Genomic DNA, 16,018 nt, shown 5'->3' on the forward strand with positions numbered 1-16,018 from the left:
GCTGAACTGCTGCGAGTTCAGCCGGGAGGGGACGTACGGGAGCACGTCCACGGCCCGCTCGGGCACGTGGCGGCGGCGCCGTCGTTCCGCCCGTGTCGGGCGCGGGCGGCGTGGCCGGGGGTGCCGGGCACGCCGCCCGCCGGTGGCGGTGGTCAGGAGACGGCCGGCTCCCCGCCCGTGCCGTCCATGGCCTCGACGAGGCTCCTGGGCCGCATGTCGGTCCAGGTCCGCTCGATGTACTCCAGGCAGGCGGCCCGGCCGTCCTCCGGGTGGGCGACGGTCCAGCCGGCGGGCACGTCGGCGAAGGAGGGCCACAGGGAGTACTGGGCCTCGTCGTTGACGAGCACCAGGTAGGTGGCGTCCTCGTCCTCGAAGGGGTTGTTCATGACGGGTTCTCCTCGTGGTCGGGGCTGGTCGGGTGGTGGTGGCCGGGGGCCGGGAGGCGCCGCTCGGTCTCGGTGATGCGGGCGGCGAGCACGGGGCCGATCTGGGCGAGCGATCCCGGCTGGGTCATGCGGTCGTGGCGGGCGGTGATGTCGTGCGAGTCGATGCCGCCGGTGACGTACGGGCGCCAGGCGTCGGCGCCCGGGGAGTCCTGCTCCCGGTCGATGGTGGAGTTGAACAGGAGCACGTCCCCGTGGAACACGGCCGGCCGGTGGGCGAGGGACAGCCGCGCGTTGTTGATCATGATGGTGACGATGGCCTCGATGTGCCGCTGGTCCAGGCTCGCCAGGGCGCTGCCACGGCGGCGCAGGATCTCGGTCACCTCGCCGGGGGTCAGGGGCGCGTCGCCGATCTCCTCCGGGGCGCAGTCGAGCATGCCGGCCAGGACGTCGCGTTCGGTGGGGACGGGCGCCTCGTCGAAGGTGAGGTCGACGACCGGGTAGGCGTCGAGGATCGCGAGCAGGGCGGTGTGCTGTCCCTGCCGCTGGAGTTCGGTGGCGACGGCGTGCGCGACGAGCCCGCCGGCCGACCAGCCGAGCAGCAGGTACGGGCCTTCGGGGCGGATCCTGCGGATCTGCTCGACGTAGTCGGCGGCCATCTCCTCGTAGGAGGCGGGCAGGGGCTCGTCCCGGCCGAGGCCGCGGGCCTGGATCGCGTACACCGGGTGTTCGGGGCCGAGGTGGCCGAGCAGTCCGCTGTAGCACCAGCTGATGCCGCCGCCGGGGTGGATGCAGAACAGCGGGGTGGCCGGGCCGGTGGGCCGCAGCGGCAGGACGACGCCGAGGGAGTCGTCGGCGTCGCCCGGGGCGAGCCGGTCGGCGAGTCCGGCGACGGTCGGGGTCTGGAAGAGGGTGCGCAGGCCGAGGTCGACGCCGAGGGTCTCGCGGACGCGGGCGACGAGGCGGGCGGCCAGCAGCGAGTGCCCGCCGAGGTCGAAGAAGCCGTCGTCGATGCCGACGCCGGGGTGTCCGAGGACCTCGGCGAACAGGTCGCACAGGACCTGTTCCTGCGGGCTGCGCGGGCCGCGTCCGGTGCTTTCGACGCCGTCGCCGTACTCGGGCGCGGGCAGCGCGGCCCGGTCGATCTTGCCGTTGGCGGTCAGCGGCAGCTCGTCGAGCGGGGTGAAGTGGGCCGGGACCATGAACGCCGGCAGGTCGCGGCGGATCCGCTCCGCGAGGTCCCGCACCTGTACGTCGGCCCCGGCTTCGGGCACGAGGTAGGCGACGAGCCGCTTGTCGCCGGGCCGGTCCTCGCGGGCGACGACGGCGGCCTGGGCCACGCCGGGGCAGCGGACCAGGGCGGCCTCGACCTCGGCGGGCTCGATGCGGAAGCCCCGCAGTTTGATCTGGTCGTCGGCGCGTCCCGCGAACTCGAACGTGCCGTCGGGGAGCCGACGGGCCAGGTCGCCGGTGCGGTACATGCGCTGCCCGGGCGGGCCGTAGGGGTCGGCGGCGAACCGTTCGGCGGTCGCGGCGGGGCGGCCCGCGTAGCCGCGGGCGACTCCGGTGCCGGCGAGGTACAGCTCCCCGGTCACCCCGGCGGGGACGGGGCGCAGGCGCTCGTCGAGCACGTACGCCCGCATGCCGGGCAGGGGGCGGCCGATGGGCACGGTGCGGGTGGTGTCGGGAGCGGTGGTCATGCGGTGGTGCGTGGCGAAGGTGGTGGTCTCGGTCGGGCCGTAGCCGTCGGTGACCCGGATGCCCGGGCAGGCGTCCATCACGCGGGCCACCGCGGCCGCGGACACGACGTCGCCGCCCGTCCACACCTCGTCGACCCCCTTGAGCCCGCCCGGCTCCTCCTCGGCGAGCAGCCGGAACAGGCCCGCGGTCAGCCACAGTCCGGTCACGCCGTGCTCGGCGACGGCGGCGCACAGGTCGCGCACGTCGAGCCGGCCGGGCGGGGCGACGGCGATCCGGCCGCCGCCCAGCAGCGGCACCCACAGTTCGTAGGTGGAGGCGTCGAAGGCCGTCGGCGAGTGCATCAGCACCCGCTCGTGGGCGCCGCCGGACCAGCAGTCGGCGAGGGCCAGTCCGGCCACGTCGGCGTGGGTGACGGCGACTCCCTTGGGGTGCCCCGTCGAGCCGGAGGTGTACATGACGTACGCCAGTTGCCCGGGCCGGCAGACGGTGCCGGGTGCGCCGGTGCGGACCTCGGAGGCCATCAGGGCGGTGAACACGTCCTCGGTGAGGACGAGCGCGGCGCCGGTCTCCCGGACGACGAGGTCGACACGGGCGGGCGGGAAGCCGGGGTCGAGGGGCACGTACGCGCCGCCGGCCTTGACGATGCCGAGCAGCGCGACGACCAGGTCCGCGGAGCGTTCCATGAGCACGGCGACCGGGGTCTCCGGGCCGACGCCCTGCCCGGCGAGGGCGTGGGCGAGGCGGTTTGCGCGGGCGTCGAGGGCGGCGTACGTGAGGGTGCCGGCGGCGTCCGCCACGGCGACCGCGTCGGGGGTGGCCCGGACCCGGTCGGCGAAGAGCTCGGGAAGGGACCGGCCAGCGCCCGGTACGGCGCCGGTCTCCCGGTCGAAGGCGAGGAGGCGGCGGCGTTCCTCGGCCGACAGCAGGTCGATGCGGCTGACCGGCAGGCCGGGGTCGGCCGTGGCGGCTTCCAGCAGCCGGACGAAGCGGGCGACGAGGGCGACCACCGTCGGGGCGTCGAACAGGTCGGTGGCGTACTCCACCGCGCCGGTGAGCCCCTCGGGGGTGCCGTCGTCGGCGTACTGCTCGGCGAGGCTGAAGGTAAGGTCGCAGCGGGCGGTGCCGGTCGGCACGGCCAGCGGGGCCGTGTCGAGGCCGGGCAGGGTGAACGCGCCCGCCGGCGTGTTCTGGAGGGCCAGCATCACCTGGAAGAGGGGGTGGTGGGCCAGGGAGCGGGTCGGGTTGAGGACCTCCACGAGGTGCTCGAAGGGCACGTCCTGGTGGGCGTAGGCGGCCAGGGCCCGTTCCCGTACGCGGCCGAGGAGCTCGGCGAAGCCCGGGTCACCGGAGGTGTCGGTGCGTAGGACGAGCGTGTTGACGAAGAACCCGACGAGCTCGTCCAGGGCCTGGTCGGTGCGGCCGGCGACGGGCGAGCCGACCGGGATGTCGGTGCCCGCGCCGAGCCGGCTCAGCAGGGCCGCGAGCCCGGCCTGCAGGGCCATGAACAGGCTGGTGCCGTGCCCGGCGGCGACGTCGCGCAGCCTGCGGTGCAGTGCGGCGTCGATCCGCAGCGGCAGGATCCCGCCGCGCTGGGAGGCGGTGGCCGGGCGGGGCCGGTCGGCGGGCAGCCGGATCTGCTCGGGCAGCCCTGCCAGGGTCTGCTGCCAGTAGGCCAACTGGGCGGCCAGGCGGCTGCCGCCGTCGGAGGCCTCGCCCAGCAGGTCGTGCTGCCACAGGGTGTAGTCGGCGTACTGCACGGGCAGCGGCGCCCACGCGGGCTCCTCGCCCTGCCGGCGGGCCGCGTACGCGGTGGCCAGGTCCCGGGACAGCGGGCCCATGGACTGGCCGTCGCCGGCGATGTGGTGCAGGACGACGAGCAGGACGTGGTCACCGGGTGCGAGGGCGAACAGCTCGGCCCGCAGTGGCGGTTCGGTGGCCAGGTCGAAACCCCGGCGGGCGGCCGCGGCGAGCAGCCCGGGCAGGGCCGCCGCGTCGGTGCCGGTGACGGGCAGCCCGGGCCGGGCCTCGTCGGCGGCGCGGACGTGCTGGTGGGGCACGCCGCCCGCGGCGGGGAACACGGTGCGCAGGCTCTCGTGCCGGGCGACGACGTCGGCGAGGGCGTCCCGCAGGGCGGCCCGGTCGAGGGCGCCGGTCAGGCGCAGGGCCAGGGGCATGTTGTAGGTGGCGGCGGGGCCCTCCATGCGGTGCAGGAACCACAGGCGGCGCTGGGCGTACGACAGGGGTACGCGCTCGGGGCGGGCGGGCCGGGCCGTGAGCGGGGGTCGGGCCGCGCCGGCCGTGTCGAGCCGGGTGGCGAGCAGGGCGGGCGTGGGTGCCTCGAACAGGGCGCGTACGTCGAGTTCGACGCCGAGGGCGGCACGGACGCGGGAGACGAGGCGGGTGGCGAGGAGCGAGTGGCCGCCGAGGTCGAAGAAGCTGTCGTCGACGCCGGCCCGGCCGACCTGGAGGACCTCCGCGAACAGTCCGGCCAGCAGCTCCTCCTGCGGGGTGCGCGGTGCGCGGCCCGCGGCGGTGCGGGTGAACTCCGGATCCGGCAGGGCGGCCCGGTCGAGCTTGCCGCTGCCGGTGAGGGGCAGGGCGTCCAGGACGACGAAGGCGTCCGGGACGAGGTGGGCGGGGAGCTGTTCGCGGGCGAGGTCGCCGAGGCCGCGGACGAGGGAGCCGGGCGCCCGGCCGCCGCCGGGGACGTTGGTGAGCGTGCCGAGCGGGCGTCCGGCGGGCGGGGTGTGCCGGTACGGCGCGACGCAGTGACCGGCCGGCAGCCGGTCCGGGTCGGTGAACACCACGTCGACGGCGTCCGGGGCGGTCGCGGACCAGGTGACGTGCACGCCGCGGCCGCAGGCGGCGCCGAGGGCGTACCAGTCCTCCGGGTCGGTGCCGGCGTCGTGTGCGGGGCGGAGCCGGGCCCGCAGTTCCTCCGCGGTGGCCTCGCCCTCGCGCAGGGCGCGGTCGAGGGCGACCTCGGCGGTGACGCGGGCGTTCGGCACGCCGGTGATCCGCAGGAGCGGTGCCTCGGTCGCGCCGAGGAGGTTGCGGGCCTCTTCCAGGCTTCCGACGGCCCGTCCCCAGGCGGCTTCGACGGCGCCGTCGGGGGACCCCGCCCCGGCGGGCTGCTTGTGCAGGGTGACGTCGTAGCGGTGGCGGGTGAGTTCGTTGTGGTGGCGGCCGCGCCGGAGTTCGATCCCGATGGGGCCGAGGCCGTCGACGTGGCCGGGCAGGGCGGTGAAGAAGTCGGGGTCGACGAGGAGTTCCTCCTCCCCGCGCACCGCCTGCTCGACGGCCCGCCGCAGCTGCGCCGCGTCCTCTCCGGGGTCGGCGGGCCGGTGCAGCCGGACCGCCGTGGCCAGGGCGCGGTGCAGCCGCAGGTTGCGTACGTCGCCGAGGAACAGGGTGCCGCCGGGGGCGAGCAGGTCCATCAGCTTCCGGATCACGTCGAGCAGGTAGTCGGCGCTCGGGAAGTACTGGACGACCGAGTTGAGCACGACGGTGTCGAAGGTGCCCGCGGGCAGTCCCTGCGTGTCGTGCGCGGGCCGGGTGTGCAGGACGACCCGCCCGGACAGGTGGGGATCGCGCCGCACGTGCTCGGCGAGGGCGTCGACGGCCGTGGCGGAGAAGTCGGTGGCCCGGTACTCCTCGCAGTCGGGGGCGAGGTGGGCGAGCAGGAGTCCGGTGCCGACGCCGACCTCCAGGACGCGGCGGGGCCGCAGCGCCCTGATCCGGGCGACGGTGGCGTCGCGCCACTCCCGCATCTCCTCCTCGGGGAGCGGGCGGGCGTCGTAGCTGCTGTTCCAGCCGGTGAAGTCGTCCCCGAGCCGGGCGGTGGCGGACTTCAGCGGCAGCGCGTCGTAGATCTCCCGCCATCCGTCGATGTGGTCCTGCTCCCGGCCGCGGTCGCGGGCGTCGCCGCGTCCGGGGGCCGGGACGACGTAGCCGACGAGGCGGTCGTCGCGGACGGCGACCGCGGCCCGCGCGACGGCCGGGTGGGACGCGAGCACGGCCTCGACCTCACCGGGCTCGATGCGGAAGCCGCGGACCTTGACCTGCTCGTCCGCCCTCCCCACGAACTCCAGCTCACCGTCGGCCCGCCACCGCACCACGTCCCCGGTCCGGTACATCCGCGACCCCGCCGGACCGAACGGATCCGCCACGAACCGGCCCGCCGTCAGCCCACCGCGTCCCAGATACCCGCGCGCCAGACCCGCACCGGCCACGTACAACTCCCCCGCCACACCCGGCGGAACCAGCCGCAGACCGCAATCCAGCACGTACACCCGCGCGTTCGCGATCGGACGCCCGATCGGCGGCACCCCGCCCGACGGCACCAACGGCGCGCTCATCGTCGCGCACACCGTCGTCTCCGTCGGACCGTACGCATTCACCATCCGCCGACCCGGCGCCCACCGCGCCACCAACTCCGCACCACACGCCTCACCCGCCACCACGAGCGTCGACACACCCAGCGCACCCTCACCCAACGACGCCAACACCGAAGGCGGCAGCGTGACGTGCGTGACGGCGCAGGCGCGGTCGGTGAGGGCCGACAAGGGGGATCCGGGCGGCGGCAGGACGAGGGTGGCGCCGGTCAGCAGCGCGGTGTACATCTCGGAGACGGAGGCGTCGAAGCTGGGCGAGGCGAACTGGAGCACCCGGCTGCTCGCGTCGATCGCGAACCGCTCGACCTGGGCGGCCACGAGGTGCGCGATGCCGGCGTGGCTGACGACGACGCCCTTGGGCCGGCCGGTCGAACCGGAGGTGTAGATGACGTAGGCGGCCTGGCGGACATCCACCGCGACACCGGGATCCGTGTCCGCGAAGCCGTCCGTGTCCGTCACCAGAGCCGCATCGTCGACCACCAGCGCCGGCCGCGCGTCGTCCAGCATCAGCGCGATCCGCGCCTGCGGGTACTCCGGATCCACCGGCAGATAGGCGGCCCCCGCCTTCATCACCCCCAGCACCCCCACCACCAGCTCCACCGAACGCGGCAACACCAACGCCACCACGTCCTCCGCCCCCACACCCCGCCCGATCAGCGCCCGCGCGAACCGGTTCGCCCGCGCGTTCAACTCCCCGTACGTGAGCGTCACGTCCCCGGCGACGACGGCGACGGCATCGGCGCCGGTCCGCGCCCGGTGGGCGAAGGCGTCCGGCAGTGCGACGGGCTCGACGGGTACGGCGGTGGCGTTGACCTCCTCCAGCAGCCGGTGCCGTTCGTCGTCGGACAGGACCTCGATCTGCCCGAGGGGTCGGTCGGGGTCCGCGGCAGCGGTGCGGAGCAGCCGCGTCCACCGGTCGACGAGGGTCTCCACGGTGGCCCGGTCGTACAGGTCGGTGGCGTATTCGACCGCTCCCGCGATGCCGGCGGGGCTTCCGTCGGCGCCGTGGCGTTCGTACAGGTTGAAGCCCAGGTCGAACTTGGCGGTGCCGGTGGCGACGACGAGTGGCGTCACGTGCAGGCCGGGCAGTTCGAAGGCGCCCATGGGCGCGTTCTGCAGGGCGAACATCACCTGGAACAGCGGGTGGTGGGAGAGCGAACGGGCCGGGTTGAGGGCCTCGACCAGGTGCTCGAAGGGCACGTCCTGGTGGGCGTACGCGGCCAGGGCCTGCTCCCGGACCCGGCGCACGAGCTCCCCGAACGACGGGTCCCCGGAGGTGTCGGTGCGCAGCACGAGCGTGTTGACGAAGAACCCGACGACGTCGTCCAAGGCCTGGTCGGTGCGTCCGGCGATGGGGCTGCCGACGCAGAGGTCGGTGCCGGCGCCGAGCCGGGTGAGCAGGGCGGCGAGGCCGGCCCGCAGCACCATGAACAGGCTCGCTCCCGAGGCGCGGGCGAGGCCGGCCAGGGCGGCGTGGAGTTCGGCGTCCAGCTCCAGGAGGACGTGTTCGCCCCGGTAGGAGGCGACGGCGGGGCGGGGCCGGTCGGCGGGCAGCCGGATTCCCTCCGGGCTTTCGGCCAGCTGCTCCTTCCAATAGGTGAGTTGTCGTGCGAAAAGGCTGTCGGGGTCGGTCGGGTCGCCGAGCAGGTCCTGCTGCCAGAGGGTGTAGTCGGCGTACTGGGCGGGCAGCGGCTCCCATGCGGGCTTGCCGCCGGCACGGCGTGCCGCGTAGGCGGCGGCGAGGTCGCGGGAGAGGGGTCCGGTGGACCAGCCGTCGCCGGCGATGTGGTGCACGACGACCAGCAGTACGTGCTCCCCGGGGGCGAGCACGAACAGTTCGGCGCGCAGCGGCGTTTCGGCGGCCAGGTCGAAGGGGCGGCGGGCGGCCTCGGCGAGGGCCTGCGGCAGCCCGCTCTCGCCGGTGTGGGTGACGCGGATGCGGGGACGTGCGCCGTCGGGGTCGAGCACCTTCTGGTACGGGACCCCCTGCTCCTCGGGGAAGACGGTGCGCAGTGTCTCGTGCCGGGCGGTGACGTCGGCGAGCGCTTCGGCCAGTGCCCGTTCGTCGAGCTGCCCGGACAGCCGCAGTGCGAACGGGACGTTGTAGGTCGCGGCCGGGCCTTCCATCTGCTGGAGGAACCACAGGCGGCGCTGCGCGAACGACAGCGGCACCCGCTCGGGCCGGTCGGTGACGGTCAGCGCGGGCCGGGCGTGCCCGGCGCGGCCGAGGGCCACGGCGACGCCGGCGACGGTCGGGCTCTCGAACAGGGTGCGCAGGGCGAGTTCGGCCCCCAGCACGGAACGGACGCGCGAGACCAGGCGGGTGGCGAGCAACGAGTGGCCGCCGAGGTCGAAGAAGCTGTCGTCGACGCCGACGCGGTCGACGCCGAGCACCTCGGCGAACAGCCGGGCCATCACGTGCTCCTGCGGGGTGCGCGGTTCTCGGCCGGGGGCGTCAGAGGTGAGGTCGGGCGCGGGCAGGGCTGCCCTGTCGAGCTTGCCGTTCGGGGTCAGCGGAAGCGCATCGAGGACGAGGAACCCGCTCGGCACCATGTGGCCGGGGAGCCGGTCCCGCAGGTACGCCCGCAGTGCGCCGGGGCGGGGTACGGCACCGCTGTCGGGGACGACGTAGCCGACGAGGCGGTCGTCGCGGACGGCGACCGCGGCCCGCGCGACGGCCGGGTGCGACACGAGCACGGCCTCGACCTCACCGGGCTCGATGCGGAAGCCGCGGACCTTGACCTGCTCGTCCGCCCTCCCCACGAACTCCAGCTCACCGTCGGCCCGCCACCGCACCACGTCCCCGGTCCGGTACATCCGCGACCCCGCCGGACCGAACGGATCCGCCACGAACCGGCCCGCCGTCAGCCCACCACACCCCAGATACCCGCGCGCCAGACCCGCACCGGCCACGTACAACTCCCCCGCCACACCCGGCGGAACCAGCCGCAACCCCTCGTCCAACACGTACACCCGCGCGTTCGCGATCGGACGCCCGATCGGCGGCACCCCACCCGACGGCACCAACGGCGCGCTCATCGTCGTGCACACCGTCGCCTCCGTCGGACCGTACGCGTTCACCATCCGCCGACCCGGCGCCCACCGCGCCACCAACTCCGCACCACACGCCTCACCCCCGACCACGAGCGTCGACACACCCAGCGCACCCTCACCCAACGAGGCCAACACCGAAGGCGGCAGGAGCACATGGGTGGCCTCCGGGGCGTCTTCGGCGAAGGCTGCCATCGGTGTGTCACCGGGGGCGAGCACCAGGCAGGCGCCGGTCAGCAGAGCCCCGCACAGGTCCCAGAAGGAGGCGTCGAAGCCGACGGAGGTGAACTGGAGCACGCGGCTGCCGGGGGCGACGGCGAGGCGCTCGGCCTGGGCGGCGACCATGCTGGGCACTCCGGCGTGGCTGACGACGACGCCCTTGGGCCGGCCGGTCGAGCCCGAGGTGTAGATGACGTAGGCGGCCTGGCGGACATCCACCGCGACACCCGGATCCGTGTCCGCGAAGCCGTCCGTGTCCGTCACCAGAGCCGCATCGTCGACCACCAGCGCCGGCCGCGCGTCGTCCAGCATCAGCGCGATCCGCGCCCGCGGGTACTCCGGATCCACCGGCAGATAGGCGGCCCCCGCCTTCATCACCCCCAGCACCCCCACCACCAGCTCCACCGAACGCGGCAACACCAACGCCACCACGTCCTCCGCCCCCACACCCCGCCCGACCAGCGCCCGCGCGAACCGGTTCGCCCGCGCGTTCAACTCCCCGTACGTGAGCGTCACGTCCCCGGCGACGACGGCGGGGGCGTTCGGGCGCAGCGCGGCCTGTTGTTCGAACAACTGCGGAACGGCGAGGTCGGGAACCGGCCGCGCGGTGGCGTTGCGCTCGTGCAGCAGCAGGTGCCGTTCGTCGGCGTCGAGGATTTCCAGGCCGCCGATCGGCCGGTCGGGTTCCGCGGCGGCGGCCGCGAGGAGCCGCGTCCACCGGTCGAACAGGGTCCGGACGGTGGTCTCGTCGAAGAGGTCGGCGCTGTACTCGACGACCGCCTCCAGCCCGTCGGGGGCTCCGTCCGGCCGGCGTCGTTCGGTGATCCCGATGGCCAGGTCGAGCCGTGCGGTGCCGGTGGCGACGGGCACGGGGGAGGTGTCCAGGCCGTCGAGGGCGAAGTCGCCCTCGGGCGCGTTCTGCAGGGCGAACATCACCTGGAACAGCGGGTGGTGGGAGAGCGAACGGGCCGGGTTGAGGGCCTCGACCAGGTGCTCGAAGGGCACGTCCTGGTGGGCGTACGCGGCCAGGGCCTGCTCCCGGACCCGGCGCACGAGCTCCCCGAACGACGGGTCCCCGGAGGTGTCGGTGCGCAGCACGAGCGTGTTGACGAAGAACCCGACGACGTCGTCCAGTGCCTGGTCGGTACGGCCCGCCACCGGACTGCCGACGGGGATGTCGGTGCCCGCCCCGAGCCGGGTGAACAGGGCGGCGAGGCCGGCCTGGAGGGCCATGAACAGGCTCGCCCCGTTGCGGCGGGCCAGCGTGGTGAGCGCGCGGTGCAGTCCGGCGTCGATGCGGGCGGCGAGGAGGCCGCCGCGGTGGGTGGTGCCGGCCGGGCGGGGCCGGTCGGCGGGCAGCCTCACCTGCTCGGGCAGCCCGGCGAGGGCGTCGGTCCAGTGGGCGAGCTGGCGGGCGTAGACGCTGTGCGCGTCGGATTCGTCGCCGAGGAGGTCACGCTGCCAGAGGGTGTAGTCGGCGTACTGCACCGACAGCGCCGGCCGTGCGGGCTGCTCGCCCCGGCGGCGGGCCGCGTACGCGGCCGCCAGGTCCCGGGAGAGGGGCCGCAGCGACCAGCCGTCGGCGGCGATGTGGTGCAGCGTCAGCAGCAGGACGTGCTCGTCCTCCGCCAGCTCGAACAGGGCTGCTCGGAGCGGGAGTTCGGCGGCGAGGTCGAAGGCGGTGCGGGCTGCGGCGGTGAGCAGCGCGGGGAGCCCGGCCTCATCGGTCGCGGTGACGGTCAGGGACGGGCGTACGGAGTCCGCGGCCAGGATCTGCTGCCGGGGTACGCCGCCGTCCTGCGGGAAGACGGTGCGCAGCGCCTCGTGCCGGGCCACGACATCGGTGAGTGCGGCCTGCAGTGCCGTACGGTCCAGGGCGCCGCGCAACCGCAGGGCGAGCGGCATGTGGTAGGCGGCGCCCGCGCCCTCCATCTGGTGCAGGAACCACAGGCGACGCTGCGCGAACGACAGCGGCAGCCGCTCCGGCCGCTCGACGGCGGCGAGCGCGGGCCGGGCCGCCCGGTCGGCGTCGCCGAGTCGACGGGCGAGGCCTGCGGGGGTGGGGGCCTCGAAGAGGCTGCGCAGGGGCAGTTCGACGCCGAGCGTGGCGCGGATCCGGGAGACCAGGCGGGTGGCGAGCAGGGAGTGGCCGCCGAGCTCGAAGAAGTCGTCGCCGGCGCCGGCCCGGGGCAGGCCGAGCACCTCGGCGAACAGGTCGCACAGGATCTGCTCCTGCGGGGTGCGCGGGGTGCCGGCGGGGCGGCTGTCGGGGGCCGGGGCCGGTAGCGCAGCGCGGTCCAGCTTGCCGTTGGGCGTCAGCGGCAGGGCGTCGAGGGCCACGAGGGCTGAGGGCACCATGTGGTCGGGCAGCAGCTCGCGCAGGTGGTCCAGGAGCAGGTCCGGGGCCGCGGCGGCGCCGGCGGCCGGGACGGCGTAGGCGACGAGCCGGGTGTGGCCGGGCCGGTCCTCGCGGGCCACGACGGCGGCCCGGGCCACGTCCGGGTGGGCGGTCAGCGCGGCCTCGATCTCGCCGGGCTCGATGCGGAACCCGCGGACCTTCACCTGGTGGTCGGCGCGGCCGAGGAACTCCAGCTCCCCGTCCGCACGCCACCGCGCCAGGTCGCCCGAGCGGTACATGCGGGTGCCGGGCGGCCCGTACGGGTCGGCGACGAAGCGTTCCGCGGTGGGGCCGGGCCGGCCGAGGTAGCCGCGGGCCAGGCACGCCCCGGCCAGGTACAGCTCGCCGGGCACGCCGGTGGGTACGGGGCGCAGGGCCGCGTCGAGGACGTACGCGCGGGTGTGGTCGACGGGGCGGCCGACGGGCACGGGCAGCGGGCAGTCGCCGAGGTCGGCGGGGAGGGCGTACGCGGTGACGACGTGGGTCTCCGCCGGCCCGTAGTGGTTGTGCAGCCGCCGTCCGGGGTGGCGGGACTGGAAGCGGCGCAGGGCGTCGCCGAGCCGCATCGCCTCGCCCGCCTGGGCGATCAGGCGCAGGTCGGGCAGGTCGCGGCCGTGCTCCTCGGCGGCTTCGGCGACCGCCTCCAGGACGAGCGACGGCGCGTACAGCTCCTCGACGCGGTGGCGTTCCAGCCAGGCGGTGAACAGTTCGGCGCTGCGCCGCTGCTCGTCGGTCGGCACGACGAGGGTCTTGCCGAACAGCAGCGCGGACAGGGTCTCCTGCACGGAGACGTCGAAGCCGGCGGCGGTGAACTGCGCGGTGCGCGTGCCGGGCCGGCCGCCGAGGGCCCGGTGGTGCCAGTGCAGGAGGTTCGCGAGAGCGCCCGAGGGCATGACGACGGCTTTGGGGCGGCCGGTGGAGCCCGAGGTGAAGATGACGTACGCGGGATGGTGCGGGCCGACGGCCACGCGGGGGTCGGTCTCCGGGTGGCCGGGGCCCGGGTCGGTGTCGGCCGGGTCGTCGAGGACGAGGGCGGGGCGGGCGTCCGCCAGCATGAGCGCGCGCCGGGCCGGCGGGTATGCGGGGTCCACGGGCAGGTAGGCGGCGCCGGCCTTGAGGACGGCGAGGACGGCGACGACCGCCTCCGCCGACCGGGGCAGCGCGATCGCCACCACGTCCTCGGGGCCGATGCCCCGGGCGATCAGGGCATGGGCGAGCCGGTTGGCGCGGGCGCCCAGCTGCTCGTACGTGAGCACGGTGTCCTCGAAGACGACCGCGGGGAGGTCCGGGTGCTTGCGGACCTGCGCCTCGAACAGCTCCGGCAGGCTCGCGGAGCCGACGCCCGCGCCTTCGCCGACCGCCGGGGCGGGGGTCGCCGTGAGCCGGGCGCGTTCGTCGCGGAGGAGGACGTCGTACCGGCCGATCGGCCGGTCGGGGTCGGCCGCGGCTTCTTCCAGGAGCCGTACCCAGCGGGTGACGAGCCGCTCCACGGTGGTGGCGTCGAACAGGTCCGTGGCGTACTCGACGTAGCCGTGGACGCCGGACGGTTCCCCGGCGCCGCGCTCCAGGAGGTGGAACGACAGGTCGAACATGGCCGTGGACGCGTGCACGGGCCGGATCCCCGCGCGCACACCCGGCAGCGCGAACTCTCCGCGCGGCACGTTCTGCAGGGCGAGCAGCACCTGGAACAGTGGCTGGCGGGACAGCGACCGGGCCGGGTTCAGGGCCTCGACCACGTGCTCGAACGGCAGATCCTGGTGGGCGTAGGCGGCCAGGGCCCGTTCCCGTACGCGGCCGAGGAGCTCGGCGAAGCTCGGGTCGCCGGAGGTGTCGGTGCGCAGCACGAGCGTGTTGACGAAGAAGCCGACGAGCTCGTCCAGCGCCTGGTCGGTGCGGCCGGCGATGAGGCTGCCGATCGGGATGTCGTCGCCGGCGCCCAGCTTGTTCAGCAGGGCGGCGAGGCCGGCCTGGAGCACCATGAACAGGCTCGCGCCGCGCTGCCGGGCGAGGCCGAGGAGTCGGGCGTGCAGCTCCGCGTCCAGGGCGACGGGCAGCTGCCGGCCGTGGAACGAGGGCGTCGCCGGGCGGGGTCGGTCGGTGGGCAGCGGGATCTGCTCGGGCAGCCCGGCCAGGGCCTTCGTCCAGTAGGCGGTCTGGCGGGCGGCCGGGCTCGCCGGGTCGGCGGGGTCGCCGAGGAGCTGCCGCTGCCAGAGGGTGTAGTCGGCGTACTGCACGGGCAGCGCGGGCCGGGCCGGCTGCTCGCCGCGGCAGCGCGCCGCGTACGCGTCCGCGAGGTCCCGGGCGAGCGGCCCGAGGGACCATCCGTCGCCCGCGATGTGGTGCACGACGACGAGCAGGACGTGCCGGTCGGGTGCGGTGGTGAACAGTGCGGCCCGCACGGGGGGTTCGGCGGCCAGGTCGAACGGGCGCCCCACGGCCCGGTGGAGCAGGGCGGGCAGCCGGGCCTCGTCGGTGCCGGTGACGGCCAGGGCCGGTCGGGCCCGCTCGGCGTCGAGGACGAGCTGCCGGGGCTCTCCGTCGATGTGCGGGTAGACGGTGCGCAGGATCTCGTGCCGGGCGACGAGGTCGCCGAGGGCGCGGTCCAGGGCGGCGCGGTCGACGGTTCCGGTGAGGTCCCAGGCGAGCGGGATGTGGTAGGCGGTGCCGGTCCCGTCGAGCTGGTGCAGGAACCACAGCCGGTGCTGTGCCGACGACAGCGGCAGCTGCTCCGGCCGGGGCGCCGGCACCAGGGCGGCCCGGGCCGTGGCCGCGTCGGCCACGCCCGTGGCCAGGCCGGCGACGGTCGGCGTCTCGAACAGGGCGCGCAGCTCCAGCTCGACGCCGAGCGCGGCGCGGGCGCGGGCGACGAGGCGGGTGGCGAGCAGGGAGTGCCCGCCGAGATCGAAGAAGTTGTCGTCGATCCCGACCCGCGGTACGCCGAGCACGTCGGCGAAGAGCTCGGCGAGCACCTGCTCCCGCGGGGTGCGGGGGGCGCGCCCGGCGACGGCCGGCGTGAACTCCGGCTCCGGCAGCGCGGCGCGGTCGAGCTTGCCGTTGACGGTCAGCGGCAGCGCGTCGAGGGCGACGAACGCGGCCGGGACCATGTAGTCGGGCAGCCGCTCCCGCAGGTGGGTGCGGAGGGTGTCCGGGTGGGCCGCGGCCCCGGCGGTGGGGACGACGTAGGCGACGAGGCGGGTGTCGTCCGCCCGGTCGCGGTCGTGGCGGGCGAGGACGGCGACCTGGGCGACGTCGGGGTGCGCGGCGAGCTCGGCCTCGATCTCACCGGGTTCGATGCGGAAGCCGCGTACCTTGACCTGGTCGTCGGACCGGCCCGCGTACTCCAGGGAGCCGTCGGCACGCATCCGGACGAGGTCACCGGTCCGGTACATGCGGGTGCCGGGCCGTCCGTACGGGTCGGCGACGAAGCGGGAGGCGGTGAGCCCGGGCCGGTGGAGGTAGCCGCGGGCGAGGCCGGCCCCGGCCACGTACAGCTCGCCGACGACGCCCGGGGGCACCGGGCGGAGCCGGCGGTCCAGTACACGGGTGCGCAGGTCCGGGACGGCCGTCCCGATGGGGCTGGCGGGGTCGTCCGCCGAGTGGGCGTCCAGGGCGGTGTGGGTGACGTGGACGGTGGTCTCGGTGATGCCGTACATGTTCACCAGCACCGGGGCATCGGGCGCGTGCCGCGTGTACCAGCCCGCCAGCCGCGCCGGCTCCAGCGCCTCCCCGCCGAACACCACCCACCGCAGCGACAGTCCGGCGCCCGGGGCCTCCGCGTCGGCCTGCATCAGCTGGTAGAACGCCGACGGCGTCTGGTTCAGCACGGTCACCCGCTGCTCCACCAGCAGCCGCCAGAACGCCTCCGGCGACCG

At 75.4% G+C, this 16,018-nt stretch carries 2 protein-coding genes; both read right to left on the reverse strand.

The genetic code is table 11. The features are described from left to right. Positions 1 to 152 precede the first annotated feature (152 nt). The gene (locus ACFVGY_RS02695) at positions 153 to 386 is read right to left on the reverse strand and encodes an MbtH family protein (RefSeq protein WP_385669805.1); all 234 of its coding nucleotides are present in this window, start codon (positions 384 to 386) and stop codon (positions 153 to 155) included. Next, on the reverse strand, positions 383 to 16,018 hold a 15,636-nt coding region (locus ACFVGY_RS02700), incomplete at its 5' end, for a non-ribosomal peptide synthase/polyketide synthase (protein WP_385669808.1). The genes ACFVGY_RS02695 and ACFVGY_RS02700, both read right to left, overlap by 4 nt.

Source organism: Streptomyces sp. NPDC127106, from assembly GCF_042677605.1.
GTDB lineage: Bacteria > Actinomycetota > Actinomycetes > Streptomycetales > Streptomycetaceae > Streptomyces.